Origin of the sequence: Runella aurantiaca, assembly GCF_003339505.1 — a bacterium.
Taxonomy (GTDB): Bacteria; Bacteroidota; Bacteroidia; order Cytophagales; family Spirosomataceae; genus Runella; species Runella aurantiaca.
The window spans coordinates 175,404-195,444 of sequence record NZ_QPIW01000008.1; the positions used below are offsets into that span (position 1 = coordinate 175,404).

Consider the following 20,041-nt stretch of genomic DNA (forward strand, 5'->3'; position numbering starts at 1 on the left):
TGTTATCCGTGTGCTATTTTAGAACACGGAGGATAATACACGGATTTTTTTAATTACTGCACGCCACATTGGCCCCGATTTTTGCCTCAAAATACTTACCCATGCCCCGTGCCTCGAAGCCTGGTGATAAAAGGATGGCATTCGGTGCTTTAAAATCTATCTTACCCGCTGGGGCTAAGATTTTGGCCGTGGAGGTGATGGTTTGGATGGCTCCGCCTGTGTAGGTGGGTGCGTCTATGGTGCCTGTGATGTTGCTGTTATTGACTTGTGAAGGCGTATTGCCCAAAAACTCGTATGCCCCCATATCAGCGGTACCGTTGAAATTTCTTGGATTTCGGTCTAAATCTAAGGGGCTGATGCCGGTGTTTGTGCCTGCCCCGATGGCTTTACTGCACCATTTCAGGCGATAATCTCCTGCATCACTCCGCACACTATTTGCCAAAGGACTCACAAACTGTGGATTAACCGTATTGCCATTCAAATTGCCAGGACCAGTGGTTAAGCCCTGCACCAAGCTATAATTGATAGTATTGCTTAATGGACCATCAGTAAAAACATTCAATATTCCGCCAGAAGCATTGCCATAAATTAGGCTATTTTTTAGGGTGTTCGTTGATGTACCACCATTTGAATTAACCTTAATTCCATTATCTGCATTGAAGGCTATGGTACTATTTGTAATGCTTGTCCGTCGAGTTCCATTACTTACATAAATTTCAATCCCATCTGATCCATTATTTGCAATCAAGCTTTCTTTAATAATTGCTGTTGAATTTTCAATAAAAATACCAACCGTATTATTTCCAGTAGATGAGCAATGTGAAATTGTAGTGTTTTCTCCAATAGTATTCAAACCAATAAATGCATTGTCAATGATTCTACTGTTCTTAATGGTGGCGTTTGCACCCGTAATATAAATGCCAACTCCAATTGAGCTACTCCCTTTTACTGTAAAGCCATCAAATACAACATTATCTCCTATAATTTTTACAGGAAGAATCGAATTATCATTTCGATTAGCAGAAAAATTAAAAGCGTTATCATTACCAAATAAATCTCCAGAAAGTGTAGTTTGATGTGTGCTATGAATTAACGCCAAATTGCGTTCGTTGATGCTTTTTTCCGTTCCCGCAAAGCCCCCGTAAATCCTCATACCTGATGGGATATTGAAAGATTCGCTGATATTGCCAATGGTTGATGGCTTATAATCCATAAAGCCTTTGGCAACATAAACTTCAAAAAGGTCGTTGCAAGTATTATTGGAGAGGGCAGATTGCAGGTTATCAAAACCATTTGCCCACGAACTTCCATTGTCGGCACCGCTGAAAGAACCAGACACATACTTCACTTGCCCTGTCATAAAATTGGAGGCATCGCCTGTTTTGGCAAAGTTGTGTAATGTGCCATGATTGGCACTTGTACTGGCATCTTGCACTTGGGTGATCAGCGAGTTATTGCCATGCGGTACACCATTGCTAAAATTATAGGCTGCTTGCAGGGCAGTGGTATTAGGGTTTTTGCAAAACATCTCGGCTTGAATAGTAGCTTGAGATTTGTTTGAACTCCAGATGCGTACTTCGTCAATATCACCTCTAAAATAGTTTTGACCATTACCACGTCTGCCAATCTGCAAAGGGGTTGTATTGATAGTGGTATTTGTGATAGTATTGGTAATACTGCCATTAAACACCCCATCAATGTAAAGCGTTAAGGTATTCGTAGTATTCGTTTTTACAAAGGCTACATGATGCCATTTCCCATCATTGACAGCAGTGGTAGAAACGATAGTTGGGAAATGGGTACCATCCCATATTCCTACCAAAATTTTGCCACGTTTATTCACATCGGCTTGCGTAGTGTTCAAATACCTGGCTACAAAAGGGTAATTATTGTTAGCACCAGCATCAAGCCCTGCCCATTTGCTGAGAATATCGTTTTCGTCAGCATTAATAGCAGAACTGGGTTGGGTAGCATCGGGTTTTATCCAACAAGTTACCGTAAAGCTGGCATAATTGCCCGTATTATTGCCTGCATTACTCGGTATTGATACATAATCATTATCGCCATCGAAATTGAGAGCAACATTTTGGGGGCTGTTGTCACCAGCCATAATATTGAATAAGGCTATCTTAGCCGCAGGACTTGGGGTAGATTGAAATTGGGCTACAACCGAAATTAGGTATTCGTTCTCGTTGCCATTCACATTAAAGCCTACGAATGTACCAGAAATATTGGCTGTTTGTGTAAATATATTTCCCAAATTAGTAGTGGCAGTTACGTTGATAATATTACTGCTTGAACTTGTAGCATCTGTTATATAAGCATAAACCTTGCAGGCAAATTTTCGGACATTATTGCCTTTTAATTCAATATTGATATTGGCATTGGTGTTGGTGGTAGAGATAACCCCAGCTGAATTTATAATTGCACCGCCATTGGTAGTGATTACATAAGTAAAATCGTTTTGAGGCGAAGGCCCTGAATGCACATAAGGCGTAGGTTGTAAGCCAGCGGGAAATGTATATTGCGAAAAGGAATAGCCGCCGATTCCATAAAAAGCATTTTCAGCGGCGTTGTCAAAAACATCTACACCAATGTTTAATTTCCCTCTGATTTCGGGTGCATTCAAAGATTGAGTCTCTAACACTACGAATGCGTTACCTGATAAAATAGCCGTGGAATGGGCATCTGAGAATGGCCCAATCGTGGTTGTAGTAGGACTTGTAAGTACATTTTTGCAACCTATAAAAATACCAATTTCATTAACAGCTCCTACGCCAATACACCCATTAAACACATTACTTGACAAGCCCGAATAGGTAATGGTAAAGCTCAATACTTTAGCAACATCATCATAAGTGCCTATTAAAGTACCCGTACCGGTAGAGTTATTAGCAGGCACCATATTCGCCCCATTTAAAGTAGCCCTAACGCTCAATATTCTGGCTGATGCCGACAATATACTTAGGGAGAAAAGTAGGAAAAGGAAAGGTTTCTTCATGGGTTAAAAGCCCCCTAACCCCCAAAGGGGGAATTAAGGAATTTATTGGTTTATTTATGCAGTTTAGCGAATTGAAGTTTAAAATGTACTTTTGGGATTTGGAATGAGTCGTTTCACTGCTTTATTACCAACACATTAATATTTGTACCACCCGTTATAGTGCCATTGTCTTCCCGTCTGATTTCCCAATCAGAGCCAGTCCATTGGGCATAATAACTAGTACTCGTTCCTCCAGCAATACCTGTGGCACGGGTAACAAATATCAAATCGGTTTGGGCATTTGCCGATGTGGTGGGTATAGGCATAGAAAACACATTGGTATTTGCCTCTAACCGAAGTGCCGCAGGGCTACTGCCCGATACTTTTATACCACCTTCTACGTGCAGGGCATTGTCGACTGATGCAATATGCAATTTTGCATCAGTCGGACTCATCGTTCCGATGCCTACGTTGCCATTGCCCTGTATCCGCATGAGTTCGTTGGAGTTACTGGCACTTGCACCTGCATAAAATACATGAGCCTCCGCAGTATTAGGTATTTGGTAACGAATGCCTCCACCCACGCCAAACCCCGTAAACTCATGGTCGTTGTCGGCTTGTTCGACCATCACAATTTTACGGTTCGAAATGGAATTTTCAAATTGCAAAGGAGCGTTGGGCGTAAGATTACCAATGGCAAGAAAGCCTTTGGAGGATAATCTCATGGCCCGTTGAAATATGTTTGTATTAGGTTTTGTGATATCGAAAGATATGCCAGTAGCTCTTGATGTTGCGGTAAAGTTTTCTTCTGCAGCAATAATAATCCTTGCGTTGGGTATATTTGGCGTAGCTCCTGCTTCTCCTCTTGCATGAATAAAGAACAAAACTCTTCCGCTCGTGACGGGTAATTCTCCATTGTTTGCACGGTAAGCACTGATACCAACATCGCCCACTCCTGTACTTTGAAGACTCAAAATACTTGGAGATACCGTAATACTCTGCCCAAAAGTCATAAAAGTGACTGAAGATAGAATAAGAAGGTAGGAAATAGTCGTTTTTTTCATGGAGATTGATTGTTTAAAAATTTGGTATTTGATTTACATATTTTCTTTGTGAGGATTAATAGATGAATCATGGGAAAACGTCTATTTTTTTAGGACGCTATCCAACAATTTAACAATCTGAACATAACTTAGTTTTTTAGCCATTAGGTGTTTGTTTTCATCTAATAAGAAAAAAGTAGGGTAATACCATACATTGTAGTTTTGCAAAACCAAGTTTCGGCTTAAACCTGCTGAGTTATCGTTGAGGTCAATCGAATTAAATACATTGTTCCAGGTTTGTAATTGGGACTTATTTATATAATTTCTCCATTCGCCCTTAAACTCCTGGTCGCTTACACAAACTGAAAATATTTTTATGCCATTTTGCTTCCAATTTGCCTGATAAATTGAATCTAATTTGGGTAAAGTTTCTAAGCAGTGATGGCAGGTTATATCCCAAAAACTTAGTATGGTATATTTAGCCTTAGTATTTAGTAATGAGATTTCGTTATCTGTAATGCTCGGCAAAAGGATTTCTGTTGCTTTTTTTCCTTTACTGATCGACATGTAAAACAACGCTTTTTCGGTGTAAAACTCACGGCTTCTGTCATTTAGCCAGTCATATTTATTATCCGATATGTAATTTTGAAATAAAAATATATAGACAGATTCATCCCATTTATAATAATGGCTAATACTGCCATTCAATAGTTTAGAAAGCAGCCATTCGGTCATGGTTTTATCAATAACCGCTTTATTAAGCATTTTTTTTAAAGTAACAATCACACTATCGGCATTCAAATCCATGTACTCTAAAAAGTAAGTATCTACTTTTGATTCAAAAAAAGGCGTATAAATTAATCTACCATCGGACAAATCAACATTGTCCAAAAAGTGATTGGATAGATATTTTAATGTTTTTAACGAATCAGCCTTATTGCTTGGTTTTTGCAGGTCTTTGGGTAGCTCAACGTCTTTTAAAGTCAATAGTAATTTGCTTAAAAAACTTGTCTTATTGTTGGCAATTATCTCATTTCGTTTGTCTTGTATTTTTTTATCAATATTTTTTAATTCTTTAATCAATTCGCTGGAATCTTTGCTGTAATTTGGGTCGGATAGTTTAAGTCGAAGTGATTCAATAAGAAACGATTGCTCAGAAATATAGCCTTTATAGTAGTTGTACAAATTATTTTCTGAGCTATTCTTAAATTCTGTAACTACATAGTTTGGATTACTATCATTGATAATCATTTCAAAGTGTTGTTCTTTATCAATCAAGAAATCTAAATTTTCCTGAAGCGGTTGATACCCTATAAAATAAATACCGGCTGCCAGTTTTGTCTCGCCATAAAATATAGCTTCACTATTTTCATTTGTTGATAAAGTATCTAAAAACTCAACATTATTGCCCTTATAGCGACCAAAATAAATTTTTGTAGGCTGTTTGGATACTATTTTGATCTTAATTTGATAGCCATCAACTGAAAATTTGGCATCTGCCCCCTTGGCAAAATGTAAAAAACTACACACAAAAAATGACGAGAGTAAAAATACTAATTTCATAGATTGATTGAATGAAGTGATTGATTGTAGTAATTCGTGGTAAAAAAGCAAGGGCTAAGAAACGGTTTCCCGATCCATAGCCCTTGCTTTTTTGCTTATTTATACGATTGTGATAATTTGGGAAAAGCAACTACGTCTTGGCAAATTGGCTTGGCAAAAGCAGCTATTAAACCCGTTACACCGGTAATATCAATAATAGAAGCTACTGCCATCGTTACTTGGGCTATTTGCCAGTTATTGGCTTCTGCCACTTCTTTTATTTGAATAGTAGCCCAATATTCTTTTAAGTACCTTGCCGTTTTGGGAGTGAAATTGTCATCCATTTCTTTATTGATGGCAATACTTGTTTGCTCTATAAAATTATCGGCAAACGCTTTTCTATAATCCGTCAAGGCGGTGTAGCTGGCCTTCGTCACCTTGAATGTGGTGATAGATTGAGATAACTTAGTGCCGGTTCTTGCCTGATATATTCTCCTAACCACAGAAGCTCCTTTTTCCAAATTTGAAGGTTTTACATTTTGTAACAGATTGACTGCTTTCATAAATGCTTCACCAATTTTTGCCTTAGCCAATATTCCCGCAGCCTTGGCAGTTACTAAATATCCGGAACCACCAGCAGCTACTGAAGTACCTGCTTTGGCTGATGTAACTCCTACTCTAACCAATTCTGTGCCTCCTTTTTCTAATAAAGTTGCTGCTTGTGCACCACCAGGTCCAGTTAAAACCAAAATGGCAATATTTGCGGCAACTGTGGCAACAGAAAGCACTTGCTCAAAAGCAGCAAAGCCACAATCTGTTGCAGTTTTTGAACAGGCAGCCGCACAATCAACCCAATTTGGGTCGCAATCTTGCCAACAAACAGGACCCACTCCATGAAATCCAGGACGGCATTTGGGATAACATAAACCGGCAGGACCACCGGTTTCATCTCTAACAAGCCCCGGGGGACATTCTAAAATAGTACCGGCTCCTCTGGTATAGGTTTTCTTCGTACACGAAACGCCAATATCTGTACCAAAATCCGGGGGACATTGAGGTGAGCATATACAACATCCGACAGCCACAAAACCTTGTTGACATTTTGGATACCACATGGCACCGTTTTTTTCACATCCGAGAGTAGGGTTTTCACTTTTACATTTTTCTTCGTTCCATGCAGCATATCCTGATCCTCTACCATAAGCAGCTGGTTTAGCACAAAATGCACCGTCATCACGAAAACCACTGGGACATGTTTGCCAACATACCGGACCTACTCCTTTATACCCTTTTTGGGGTAATGGATAACATAAGGCCCCGTCTTTTTCAGTGCCGGGGGGGCATGCACTTGCTATTTCCCCTGCGCCTCTACCATAACTTTGTCTCCAACAAAACGGCAATTTTTCAGAGATAACTTTTACTTTTAACCAATTCATTATTTTCGTAATGTCCGCTTGGGGCATATCCGGAATATCTTCATAAATAGTATCTTCAAGTGCAACTGCCTGAAGATTGGGCTCTTCAATATTTTTACTTGCGGTCGAATTATCTTCTTTAATAGCCCACTGCGCACTCCACCAGCCGGGGTCACCTAAAGCACCCAATTCGAGCGGGCCGTTCTGATTGTGCAGATACGTGCCTTTCCAACGGTTAACAATCTGAAAATGACCGTCCACGGCCGTCATTGTCCATTGAGCACTCCACCAGCCCGGTTGAATGGCTCCAGCTTCGAGCAGGTCGTTTTGATTGTGCAGATACGCGCCAGTCGTCGTGTTTTTGAGGCGGACGAAATCGCCTTCCCCCGTCTTTTCAATGAGCCATGTATCGGTGGCCGTAGCCGTGCTTACGGGCTTGCCGTTGGCAATGCCTATGGTTTCATTTTTCCACCGGTTGACCAGTTTGACGGGCTGCGCCTGAGCCAGTGAAACGGTGAAAAGTACCAACCACAGTGAGCGCAAACTCAATAAGCCGTTAGAATAAAGTGTTCTGTTTTTCATTGTTTTGAGAAGTTAAAAGGTAAATGACTCGAAAGAGAGGCAAAGACATTAACCAAGGCAATGGCCAAAACTTTAAAAGTGCGACCGAAAAGAGAAGCGAGATTGAAAAGATAGTTCATTTGATAAGATAATAAAGTGGTTTAAGGTATTAAGTAAAAACCAAACGGGAAGATTTCCTTTGCAAAATCAGGTTTGCAAAGGATTTATTTTTGCAAAAGATTTTGCAAAGGGTATATTTATTGCGCTTTTCCCTATTACTCATTCGTTTATGCTGCTTAAAGACAAAATTTATTTGCACGAGCTTCGCGAACAATTCCTGCAACAGATTGTAAATGAATGGCCTTCCAAATGGCAAAAAGAGTTTGATGAGTTCAGCAGTTTTGAGGCACTTAAAAGTAAAAATGCGTTTTTGGAAGCCCTGCTGGCCGATATTGAAGATGTTTTGCACCAACAACTCAATGGAGAAACCAAAAATGAACTCTTCAGCAAAGATTTTCTGCGCCGCTTTGTTTTTGAATACGGCACCAAAGAAGTTCGTATCCAAACCCGTTTTCGTAACGTCATTTCGGTATATCTGGGTTATACCGATTGGGATGATTTTCGGCAAAAAAACAACGACCTCGACCGTCAAAACATCCACATCAACTACGTCAACATCGAAGAATCTTTATTTCCTGCCCTTCGTAAAATGCAGGCGATTCCGCTTTCGGATGAACCCTACACAACATTTCAGGCAGTAAAACCGAGGTTTACTGTTTCTCGATTTGTCTTTGGTTTTTTTTTGCTGATTGCTTTATCGGTTCTTTGTTATTTTAGTTTTGATTGGTGGCAAAGCCGACCTTTTTCTTCCGAAGAGCTCAAAGAGGTCCAATTCAAAGTCATCAAAACGGTGGGGCAGTACCCACAGGCGGTACGAATTTTTTATGATGTGTCGAGCCTGCCGAGGGTGCAAAAAGTAGAGGTAGGACTGGGGGTAGGGCAAGTCTTTAATGCCCAAAAAGCAAAAGCCTTTTTTACTGATTCTGAGCAATTGGTTGATACCGTGGCGCAAACCTATTTTTATCCGGGCATTTATCAGCTTGTGCTTAAAGTCAATGGGCAGGCCATTAAAAAATATCACCACGTTGTTTATTCAAAACCATCTGCTTGGTCTTCTTGGGGCTACGGGGTAGCTTACGAAAAAGCCTGGGCTACCAACATCAGCACCACCAAAGACTACATCAGCAACGGCGTGCTGCACTTTGACCCGCAAGCTTTCCCCAACGAAATCAAAGGGGAGTTTGACTATCGCCAATCAATCCATGCCCTCACCCAAGATTTTGGGATTCCTTTTGACAGCCTGACCATCGAAGCCCGCCTCAAAAACCCCGAAAGCGAAGGTGGAGAAAGTTGTTATAACATGGAACTCAACGCATTCGATAAAAATTTCAATGCACTTGCCGTGAGGATTGTTCAGGAAGGCTGTACCGATTTTGCCCAATTGACTGTGGGTGCAAGTGTTTTTAGGCGGCAAACGCCGCACACAGGCAAAAACGTAGACTTAGACCGGTTTGGAATCAATCACAATGAGTGGAATGTTTTGAAAATCAAAATATTAGAAAAAAGGTTTTGGGTTTTTGTCAATGACAAAGAAGCCTACCAAGGCTATTTTAAGACCAAAGATTCCAGTGCCGAGTTGGTAGATTTGCGGTTTTCATTCAAAGGTGCGGGTTCAATAGATTGGGTCAAAGTATCCAACTCTTATACGGGAAAAGTAGTGTATCAAACCGATTTTTGAAGCAAAAGATATTTTGTACTGTTTTTCGGCCACAATGAAGTAGGCCAGTATTTGTGAACGTAGGCAAGAGCTAAATAGTGGTTAATCTTCAAAACTGTACAGATACGGTGCCTTATGGGCTTTGCCCAAATATTGCTTTTCGTGGCGTTTTAAAATTTCCAGACTGAGCATTTTTCGTTGAAATGTAGTCCGACGGATTTTTTCTCCCAAAATGGCTTCGTACACTTTTTGCAGGTCGTTCATGGTAAATCGGGCGGGCAATAAATTTATACCTACCAATTTACGGTCTAGGTTGTCGCGCAGGGTTTGCAAGGCTTTGGCTACGATGTCGGCGTGGTCGAATATGAGCGGTGGCAGCGCATCAATGTCGTACCACTCGCACGAATCCGATAGGGCGTCGGGCTGGGGAACTACCTCTTTATAATTGATTAGAGCATAGTAGGCCACTGAAATGAATCGGTCGAGCAGCCATTCGTATTTCTCCAAAGAATAGTTGCTAGATTCCAAAATCGTTTGCATGATTTCGGGTTTATAGCGAGCAGTATCGCCGAACGTATAAAACTGCTCCAAATAAATATTGTCCAGCCCCGTGCGCTCTTTCAATCCTCTCCGGACGGCGTCGTTCAGGTTTTCGTTTCGTTGGACAAAGCCGCCTGGCAACGCAAAGAACCCAGTATTATGGTACTCCATGATTAAGATTTTCAGCGAGCCTCCCGAAAAACCAAACACCACCGAGTCGAAGGCAATATTCGTTAAAAAGTCTTTTTGGTTCACCAATTTCAATGGTTAAGTTCAATTTTTTGTGGCAATCTACCAATTTTTTCAAAATTAAATAGGGAATTTTCAAAAAGTGAATTATTATTGTCACAAATTGAGACAATAAATAAAATTAACCCAAAAAAATGAAAAGAAAAGGCTATTTATTAGGAGTGCTTTGCCTCTTGAGCGGGGCCGTGCTAGCACAAGGAAATAATTCTTTTGCGGTACAAGCAACCGTTGAAAACGGCATCATTGAAGGAAATTACGATACCAAAACGGGCATTCAAACTTACTTTGGTGTACCGTTTGCCAAGCCACCCGTAGGAAATCTGCGCTGGAAAGCACCGCAGCCCGCCGATAACTGGCAGGGTGTAAAGGAAACCAAAAAATTTGGCCCGCGCCCAATGCAGACGGTCGTTTTTGGCGATATGAATTCCCGCTCAAATGGTGTCAGTGAAGATTGCCTCTACCTCAATGTGTGGACTCCTGCCAAACGCAACACCAAAGATTTGCCCGTTTTGGTCTATTTTTATGGTGGTGGAAACGTAGCGGGTGATGCCTCAGAGCCACGCTACGACGGTGAAAGTATGGCCAAGAAAGGGGTCGTTGTTGTCACTTGCAACTATCGCTTAAACATTTTCGGGTTCTTAACCCACCCAGAACTTTCAGCCGAAGCGCCCTACAAAGCTTCAGGTAACTACGGAATGCTTGACCAGTCGGCGGCGCTGAAATGGGTTCAAAAAAACATCGCGGCTTTTGGTGGTGATCCTAAAAAAGTAACCATCGCGGGCGAATCAGCCGGGTCAATTGGGGTAAGTTGCCAGATGGCATCGCCATTATCTAGAAACCTCATTGCAGGAGCTATTGGTGAAAGTGGGGCAGGTATTAATCCAACCATGGCACCTGTACCGTTGGCCGAAGGCGAAAAACAAGGGGTAGAATTTTTGCAAAAAACGGGTATTAAATCTATCAAAGAATTGAGAGCCATGTCAACGCGTGAGATTTACGAAATTTACAACGAATCACGTCGTTTTGGGTTTCCAATTGTGATAGACAACTACTTCTTGCCGAAGTCATTGCCTCAAATTTTTGCCGCCAAAGAGCAAGCCCAAGTACCATTGTTGGTCGGCTGGAACTCGGCCGAAATCCCGGGCATGGCTTTCATGCAAGGCCAGCCCTATAAAGATGAAAACTACGTAGCGCGGGTGAAAAAAGAATACCCCAACGATTTTGAAGAAGTGCTTAAACTCTATCCGCATGGTTCTGAAAATGAAATCGAACTCTCTGCCACGGCATTGGCCGCCGACCGTTTTATTTCTTATAGTACTTGGAAATGGTTTGATTTACACCGTAACAACAGCCCCCAGCCCGTGTATCGCTATTTATACAGCAAGCTCCGTCCTGAGTTGGTGGATAAATCATTGACTTCAGGACTGGCGGGAGGAACCGTAAGAGCTGATGGCCCCGCACCCAAAGCACCCAAGGCTGTAGGTGCACCGCACGCCTGCGAAATCGAGTACGCCATGGGAAATCTTCACCTTGTGAAAGAATACGCTTGGACTGCCGATGACTTTAAGGTATCAGATACGATGCTGAATTACTTTACCAATTTTGTCAAGACGGGCAATCCAAATGGCGACAAACTTCCTGAATGGAAAGCTGCGAAAGCAGGAGAAAGTACGCCACCCGTCATGATTTTGGACGTTGAGTCTCGTACAGAAAGTGCCAAAGACGATGCTCGTTATTTGTTTTTAGACAAAGCCTACGGGAATAAATAACGAATCAATTTAACCTATCAGTTTTTACTACATACCAAACAATGAAAAGACTCATTTTTCCACTTTTGCTGGCCGTAACTTGGGTGTCACAACCTATACAGGCCCAACTTCAAACGGGCGAAAATGTAGCCGTTACCAACACCGATGCGGGTAAAGTTAGAGGCTATATTCACAACGGAATCTTTACGTATAAAGGTATACCGTATGCCGAAGCCAAGCGTTTTGAAGCACCCCAAAAGCCAAAGCCTTGGAGCAATGTACGCAGCTCAATGACCTACGGCCCCGTGGCTCCGCTCATGGATCCAACTACCTCTGTGATGGACGAATCTGAGTTTGTTTTTAACCATAATTGGGGTTTTACGAGCGAAGACTGTATGCGCATCAATGTTTGGTCGCCGGGCATCAACGACGGCAAAAAACGCCCTGTTTTGTTCTGGATTCACGGAGGAGGTTTTACGGCAGGTTCTTCGCAAGAATTACCTTCGTATGATGGGGAGAATCTTGCCAAAAAAGGGGACGTTGTCGTGGTTTCTATCAACCACCGCTTGAATATCTTAGGTTATTTGGATTTGTCAGCCTACGGTGATAAATACAAACAATCGGCCAATTTGAGCGTATTGGATATGAAAGCTGCGTTGGAATGGGTAAAAACAAACATTTCAAACTTTGGCGGCGACCCCAACAACGTAACTATCTTCGGGCAGTCGGGTGGAGGTGCCAAAGTAAACACGCTGATGGCAATGCCATCGGCCAAAGGTTTATTTCACAAAGCCATCAACCAAAGTGGGTCGTTTCGTGCGGCCATGCTCGACAAAAAAACAACCCAAGCCATTGGTGCAGAAGTGCTGAAAGAACTTAACATTGCTGTCGACAAAGTGGACGATGTTCAGAATATACCTTTCCAAACCCTGAGCGACGCAGGCAAAAAAGCCCTCAAAACCATCGCCGATAAAATGAAAGCTGAAGGCAAACCTGTGATTGGATTTGGGCTAAGCTGGGGGCCGAGCGTAGACGGTGAGGTTCTCCCTTATCAATTGTTTTCAAATGAAGCTTTTGAGTTATCAAAAAACATTCCTTTACTCATTGGAACAACTAAAAATGAATTTTCGGCCTTCCGTGCTGCACCAGCCAACAGTACCCCAGAACAAGTACTGGAATTGGTAAAGAAAACGTATGGTGACAAAGCCGATGCGTATATCGCAGCGGCAAAGAAAGCTTTTCCTGAAGATACAAAGCCATCGGCTGTTTTGGACATTGACGTCATGTTTCGTCCTGGGGCAGTGGTGCAAGCCAAGCAAAAGTCGTCGTTGGCAGGGGGGGCACCCGTTTATATGTTCATGTTTACTTGGCAGTCGCCTGTGATGGATGGAAAATACAAAGCTGTTCATTGCATGGAAATTCCGTTTGTATTTAGCAACATTGCGCGCTGCGAAGAGATGACTGGCGGTGGCAAAGACGCCTATGTGTTGGCTGATAAAATGAGCCAATCGTGGATTAATTTCGCCAAAACAGGCAATCCAAACCATGCAGGGCTTCCGAAATGGGAGCCTTATACGGCCGCGAAAGGCACGACGATGTTTTTCGACAATAAGTGCAACATTCGTTATCACCACGATGAAGAGTTGATGAAAGTCGTTGCCCCACAATAATCTTTTCTTAACTTATCAAAGTTCAATTTGCTCGTTCACCGTCAGAGGGTTATAAAACTCTCTGGCGGTGTCATTTAACTTTAAAAACAATATTGTTTATTCAAGAGAAAAGCAGATTCCACTCAATTAAACTTTCCTTTCAAAACATGAAAAAATCGTTTGTTTTATTTTTTGGCTTAGTAATGAGCCACTTAGCTTTTGCGCAAGAAGCTCTTTTCAATGCCGCCGACCTAAAGTCGCCCGAAATCAATGCTGACAAAACGGTTACGTTTCGCTTTTTTGCCCCAAAAGCAGACTCTGTTTTTATAACAGGTGATTTTCTGCCTACGATGAAAATCAAATCGCGTTTTGGTTTGGTTGATGTGCCGAAACCTGCTTTAATGCAGAAAGACGCTAAGGGTGTCTGGACTTTTACTTCCGACGCCCTCGCCCCTGAATTGTATTCGTATTCGTTTACGGTGGACGGGCTTCGTAGCATCGACCCCAACAACCCGTTTTTAAATCGTGATGTGGCGACTGTTACTAATATTTTTATCGTGGGAGGGCCACAGGCTGACTATTACAAAGTGAATGATATTGCACACGGGAGTGTCACCCGCCGTTGGTACGACTCACCAGGCCTTGGCATCGACCGCCGAGTTACCATTTACACACCTCCAGGTTATGAAAGTAGCAACGCTACCTATCCAGTACTTTATTTATTACACGGCGCAGGTGGCGATGAAGAGGCTTGGATAGCCCTCGGACGCACGGCACAAATCATGGATAATCTTATAGCTCAAGGCAAAGCCAAACCAATGATTGTGGTAATGCCCAACGGGAATGCTTCGCAAGATGCCGCCCCTGGCGAAGGAAACACCGGCTTCTACAAACCGCAATTTATGGCACCTCGTACCATGGAAGGTTCTTATGAAGGTGCTTTTATGGATATTGTAAAATTTGTGGAGAAAAACTACCGAGTGAATGCTAAAAAAGAAAGTAGAGCCATTGCGGGTTTATCCATGGGCGGCTTTCATTCAATGCATATTTCAAGGTTTTATCCAAACACTTTCGACTATGTGGGGTTGTTTTCCGCAGCCATTATGCCACGTGAAGATGCCACCGCAAAGGTTTACAGCAATATTGATGAAACCTTGAAAGTGCAAAAAGAAAACGGCACCAAACTCTACTGGATAGCCATTGGCAAAACCGATTTCCTTTACCAAGCCAATGTAGATTTCCGTAAAAAATTAGATGGTATGGGTATGAAATACGAATATGTGGAATCAGAAGGTGGGCATATTTGGAGAAACTGGCGGGTATATTTAAGCCAATTTGTTCCAAAATTATTTAATGAATGAGGAATGATAAATCAGGAAAAAACGGGTGCGTTTTTCTTTTAGTAGTAATTCTCAAAACCGTCATTATTTATTAAACCCTAATCACCAATGAATACACAAATATCCCGCCGCGATTTTATGGCAATGGCCTCGCTCACCGCTATGGGCGGATTAATCAATTTCAATAAAGCATGGGCATTAGGCGAGAAACCTAACTCTAAATTCAAAGGAGTTCAGATTGGGGCCATTACTTATTCGTTTCGCAGTATGCCCCACGACGTCGATAAATTAATTCAGTTTTGCATTGATTCCAACCTGAGTGCCATCGAGTTGATGGGAGATTCGGTGGAAGAATACGCTGGAAAACCCAAATCGCCTGTTCGGATGGGTCCCCCGCCCGCAGGAGGTGGACGCCCGCAACTGACCGACGAACAACGCGCTCAGTTGGCAGAGTATAGCAAGCAGGTAGCCGAGTGGCGTAGTACGGTTTCGATGGATAAATTTAAAGAGGTGCGTAAGAAATTCGACAAGGCGGGTATCTCTATCTATGCTTTCAAACCTAATGCTTTTGGGGTAAACAACACCGACGCCGAAGTAGAATACGGTATGAAAGTTGCCAAAGTCTTGGGAGCAACTTCTGTGACCCTAGAACTACCCAACGATCCAAAACAGACGCAACGTTTGGGTGATTTGGGGGCTAAAAACAAGGTGTATGTAGGTTACCACAACCACACTCAAGCCACTGATACCCTGTGGGATAACGCATTGAGCCAATCTCCTTATAATTCGATTAATTTTGACTGCGGACACTACCTTGCGGCGGGTGGCAAAAACACCAAAGAAGCGCTCATGAAATTTATCGAAAACAAACACGACCGTATTTCGACCATGCACTTGAAAGACCGTACCACGCCCGAGCACGGCGCAGGTAACTTGGCTTGGGGAACGGGCGATACACCTATTCGTGAAATACTACTGATGATTCGCGACCGTAAATACAAATTCCCCGTTTCGGTAGAACTTGAGTACCAAATTCCAGAGGGTTCCGATGCCGTCAAAGAAGTAGGAAAGTGCGTAGCTTTTGCAAAAAATATTTTAATGAGTTAAGGCATTTTTTTGCCATGCCAACCAACCCAACCCTCCCGAAAATTTTGAACTTTCGGGAGGGTATTTTTTCCAACTAACCCGATGAAAAAACTTTTATTTTTACTCCTAATCTTAAACTCCTCCATCGGGGTGCAGGGGGCTTTGGCCCAAACTGGCAAAGTTGTCAGTTTTGTGCTCAACTCCAGAGCCCTCCAAAACACAGGTGGCGAAGACCCTAACCGTAAGGTATCAGTCTATCTTCCACCCAATTACGACGCATCTACGCAACGTTATCCCGTCATTTACTACTTACACGGTTTCATGGGAAAAGACAATATTTTTCCCCAAATGCAAGCTATCCTCGACGAAGGCTTCAAACGCAACAAAATTCGTCCCTTCATTTTTGTGCAAGCCGACCATTACACACTTTACGAAGGAAGTTTCTACTCAAATTCCTCATTGACAGGAAATTGGGATGAGTTCGAATCCAAAGAACTCGTCGAATACATTGACAAAAACTTCCGAACCCTTGCTACTCGCGAAAGCCGTGGCATTGCGGGGCATTCGATGGGAGGCTATGGCGCCTTCAAAATTGGCATGTTGCATCCCGAAGTTTTCAGCAGCATTTATGCGTTGAGTCCAGGGTTATTGGCAATGGTCAAAGAGTTTGGTCCCAACAGCCCATCTTTCAAAGAAGTACAAAACGTAAAAACAGTCGAAGATTTAAAGAAAACGTATTACCCAAAAGTATTGGTAGCCGTTGCTCGTGCTTGGTCGCCAAACCCAAACAAGCCACCGTTTTATTGCGATTTTCCATTTAGTTATGAAGGCGACAAAATGATAGTTAATCAGGCTGTTTTGGAAAAATGGGAGGCCAATATGCCGGTGTATATGGTCAACAAATACGCGGATAATTTACGGAAAATGACCGCCATTAAGCTCGATTGGGGACGAAACGATTCCCCCCGTTTTCCTGTCCAAATCGGGATGCTGAGTCAGCGGTTAGAGAATCTTGGCATCAATCATTTTGCTGAAGAATACATCGGCGACCACGGCAATAAAATCTGGGCTACCGATGGGCGGGTTTTGAATGATTTGTTGCCGTTTTTTAATGATTATTTGAAATTTTAACAATTGTCATTTATGAAAAAGATAACTCTTTCTATCGCTGCCGTAGCGGTCATTGCGATTGGTATATTTTCGTTCAAACAAGTTAATGAGAAAAAACGTGGCAATGCGGCACGTCGACCGAACATCGTGTTCATCATGTCAGACGACCATGCATATCAGGCGATTTCGGCGTATGATACAAGGCTTACGCAAACGCCAAATATTGACCGAATTGCAAAAGAAGGAATGTTGTTTACGAATGCGTGCGTAACAAACTCTATTTGCGCCCCTTCACGAGCGGTGATTTTGACGGGAAAACACAGCCATCTCAACGGTAAAATTGACAATTATTTTCCGTTTGATACCACCAATATTACCTTTCCTCAATTGCTGCAAAAGAGTGGTTATCAGACCGCTATGTTTGGTAAACTTCACTTTGGCAATAACCCAAAAGGATTTGATGAGTTTCAGATTCTGCCCGACCAAGGCGATTATTACAATCCTGATATTATTACCAAAAAAGCCGGTAAAAAGAAGCTGATGGGCTACGTAACCGATCTTATCACGGATATTACGCTCAATTGGCTACAAAACGAGCGGGATCCAGAAAAACCGTTCTTTTTGGCGTATCTGCACAAAGCCCCGCACCGTGAATGGTTACCTGCCGAACGTCATTACAAAGAATTTATCAGTAAAAAATTCCCCGAACCTGCGACTCTTTTTGATAATTACGAAGGCCGAGGAAGAGCTTCAAAAGAGCAAGAAATGAACCTGCTTACCCACATGAATTGGGCAGGTGATTCTAAGATTTTTCCCGAAAATATGGACAAACTGGGCATCAAAGAATCTCATGCGTACGACAAAAGAAATTATACCTATACCGTAGGAAGAATGAATCCTGACCAACGAAAAACTTGGGATGAAACCTACGGCAAAATGAATGAGGAGTTTATTAAAAACTACCCTTCGATGACCGAAAAAGATAAAATGAAATGGCGGTATCAGCGATACATGCAAGATTATCTGGGCTGCATAGCGTCGGTTGATGAAGGGGTAGGTAAAGTGTTGGATTTCTTAAAAAAGAACAATTTAGACGAAAATACCATAGTGGTTTATACCTCCGACCAAGGTTTTTATTTGGGCGAACACGGTTGGTTTGACAAGCGATTTATTTTTGATGAATCTTTCAAAACACCCCTTTTGGTCAAATGGCCCGGTGTAATAAAAGCAGGCTCGAAAAACTCACAAATGGTTCAAAACCTTGATTTTGCCCAGACTTTTCTTGAAGCAGCGGGCGTCAAATCCCCATCGGATATGCAAGGCGAAAGCTTGATTCCGATTTTTAAAGGAAAAGGCAAAAATTTTAGGGATGCCGCTTATTATCATTACTACGAATATCCGAGTGTTCACATGGTGAAACGCCATTATGGAATCATAACGGAAAAATACAAGTTGGTTCATTTTTATTATGACGTTGATGAATGGGAGTTGTATGACCGAGTAAACGATAAGAACGAAATGAAAAACGTCTATAACGACCCTAAGTATGCCAGTGTAAAGAAAGAATTGCATCAAAAACTGGCTGCTTTGAGGGTAAAATATAAAGACTCCGAAACACTGGATAAGATGTATATTGAGAAGTACAAGGAGTTGGAAGCGAAGGGGAAGATTTTTAGATAGTTACATACCAAAACGAAAATGCTTTCCCTCCTCGGTTTTGCTACTATTCTTGTCTTTTTGGGGCTTATCATGACCAAAAAAATGTCGGTGATGACAGCTTTGGTCATTACACCCATTGTTTTTGGACTGTTGGCGGGTTTTCAGCCCAAAGAACTCGGCGATTTTGCCTTGGCGGGTATCAAGCAAGTAGCGCCAACGGGGGTACTGCTGATGTTTGCGGTGTTGTACTTTGCCACCATGCTCGATGCGGGATTGTTTGACCCCGTCATTGCGGTCATCATTAAATCGGTAAAAGGCGACCCTTTAAAGGTAATCGTTGGGACGGCTATTTTGACCATGATTGTTCACCTCGACGGCGACGGTACGGCGACGTTTATGATTGTGTTGTCGGCATTTTTGCCCATTTACAAACAACTGAAAATCAACCGAAAAATCTTGGCGAGCATCGTTGCATTAAGCGTTGGGCCGTTGCATTTGGTTCCGTGGTCGGGGACGTCTGCCCGCGCCATTTCTACACTCAAAAGCGATGCCGTTCACATTTTCAACCCCAACATTCCTGCCATTATAGCAGGTATTATTTGGGTGCTTTTTGTTGCCTATTTATTTGGCCAAAAAGAAAGAAAACGACTCGGAATCATTGAGTTTGAGTACAGTCACAAAGACAATTTAAGCACAGAACAGCACCAATTACGCCGTCCCAAGTTGCTCATTATCAACGCTATCCTTACCATTGCGCTTATTGTAGCTTTGACCAAAGGGTGGATTCCTGCCCCAGTACTGTTTGTGGTAGCGAGCATGGTTGCGTTGCTTATCAACTACCCAAAACTCACTGACCAACAGAAGGTTATCAAAAGCCACGGTACCAATATATTTTTGGTATCAAGCATGATTTTTGCCGCAGGCGTCTTTTCAGGAATCTTGACGGGGGCTAAAATGATTGACGCCATGGCCAATTCTTTGGTGGCGCTCATTCCTCAACAACACGCTAGTTGGCTGCCTACCCTGACCGCACTCACGAGTTTGCCTGCAAGCATTCTTTTTACACCTGATGCCTATTACTTTGGCGTGGTTCCTATTTTGAGCCAAACCGCTACCCAATTTGGGCTAGACCCACTAGAAATTGGGCGAGCAGCGTTGCTAGGGCAAATGACCGTCGGCTTTCCCATCAGTCCGCTCACGGCTTCTACGTTTCTGCTGGTTGGCCTTGCCGAGGTGGATTTAGGTGAACACCAACGCCATACGTTTTTCTGGGCGTGGGGCACTACGATTGTGATGACGTTGATTGCGCTGTTAACGGGGTCGATTCATCTGTAAAATGATT

The 20,041-nt window shown here is 42.5% G+C and carries 13 protein-coding genes; 8 read left to right on the forward strand and 5 right to left on the reverse strand.

From position 1 onward, the window contains the following. Positions 1-49: 49 nt before the first annotated feature. From DVG78_RS12280 to DVG78_RS12295, 4 genes are all read right to left on the reverse strand, one after another. The gene (locus DVG78_RS12280; protein WP_114461367.1) at positions 50-3,001 is read right to left on the reverse strand and encodes a LamG-like jellyroll fold domain-containing protein; all 2,952 of its coding nucleotides are present in this window, start codon (positions 2,999-3,001) and stop codon (positions 50-52) included. Positions 3,002-3,114: 113 nt separating this feature from the next. Then, a complete protein-coding gene (locus tag DVG78_RS12285; RefSeq protein ID WP_114461368.1) occupies positions 3,115-4,044 on the reverse strand; it encodes a hypothetical protein in 930 nt (309 codons plus the stop codon). A gap of 81 nt (positions 4,045-4,125) precedes the next feature. Beyond that, the gene (locus tag DVG78_RS12290) at positions 4,126-5,586 is read right to left on the reverse strand and encodes a thioredoxin-like domain-containing protein (protein ID WP_114461369.1); all 1,461 of its coding nucleotides are present in this window, start codon (positions 5,584-5,586) and stop codon (positions 4,126-4,128) included. 95 nt (positions 5,587-5,681) lie between these two features. Next, positions 5,682-7,562 (reverse strand): RICIN domain-containing protein, encoded by a 1,881-nt coding sequence (locus DVG78_RS12295; protein WP_114461370.1) that lies wholly within the window; start codon positions 7,560-7,562, stop codon positions 5,682-5,684. Between the two features lie 268 nt (positions 7,563-7,830). On the opposite strand from DVG78_RS12295, the gene DVG78_RS12300 reads away from it, so the two are divergent. Further along, positions 7,831-9,339, forward strand: coding sequence for a hypothetical protein (locus DVG78_RS12300; RefSeq protein ID WP_147277067.1), 1,509 nt, complete (start codon positions 7,831-7,833; stop codon positions 9,337-9,339). Positions 9,340-9,420: 81 nt separating this feature from the next. On the opposite strand, the gene DVG78_RS12305 is transcribed toward DVG78_RS12300, so the two are convergent. Continuing rightward, complete coding sequence (locus DVG78_RS12305) at positions 9,421-10,113, reverse strand: NUDIX hydrolase (RefSeq protein WP_114461428.1); 693 nt, start codon at positions 10,111-10,113, stop codon at positions 9,421-9,423. A 128-nt stretch (positions 10,114-10,241) separates the two neighbouring features. Between DVG78_RS12305 and DVG78_RS12310 the strand changes: the two genes are divergently transcribed. The 7 genes from DVG78_RS12310 (at position 10,242) to DVG78_RS12340 (ending at position 20,034) form a co-directional block, all read left to right on the forward strand. Next, the gene (locus DVG78_RS12310; protein WP_114461372.1) at positions 10,242-11,876 is read left to right on the forward strand and encodes a carboxylesterase/lipase family protein; all 1,635 of its coding nucleotides are present in this window, start codon (positions 10,242-10,244) and stop codon (positions 11,874-11,876) included. Between the two features lie 41 nt (positions 11,877-11,917). After that, positions 11,918-13,525, forward strand: a complete 1,608-nt coding sequence (locus DVG78_RS12315; protein WP_114461373.1) for a carboxylesterase/lipase family protein — start codon at positions 11,918-11,920, stop codon at positions 13,523-13,525. Positions 13,526-13,671: 146 nt separating this feature from the next. Next, positions 13,672-14,865 carry an esterase gene (locus DVG78_RS12320; protein ID WP_114461374.1) on the forward strand — a complete coding sequence of 398 codons (1,194 nt, stop codon included), beginning with the start codon at positions 13,672-13,674 and terminating at the stop codon, positions 14,863-14,865. Between the two features lie 87 nt (positions 14,866-14,952). Next, positions 14,953-15,951 (forward strand): sugar phosphate isomerase/epimerase family protein, encoded by a 999-nt coding sequence (locus DVG78_RS12325; RefSeq protein ID WP_114461375.1) that lies wholly within the window; start codon positions 14,953-14,955, stop codon positions 15,949-15,951. Positions 15,952-16,032: 81 nt separating this feature from the next. After that, a complete protein-coding gene (locus DVG78_RS12330) occupies positions 16,033-17,061 on the forward strand; it encodes an alpha/beta hydrolase (RefSeq protein WP_114461376.1) in 1,029 nt (342 codons plus the stop codon). Positions 17,062-17,073: 12 nt separating this feature from the next. Then, entirely contained in the window at positions 17,074-18,720 is a 1,647-nt protein-coding gene (locus DVG78_RS12335; protein ID WP_114461377.1) for a sulfatase family protein, read from the forward strand. Positions 18,721-18,738: 18 nt separating this feature from the next. Continuing rightward, positions 18,739-20,034, forward strand: coding sequence for a CitMHS family transporter (locus DVG78_RS12340; protein ID WP_114461378.1), 1,296 nt, complete (start codon positions 18,739-18,741; stop codon positions 20,032-20,034). Positions 20,035-20,041: the final 7 nt, after the last annotated feature.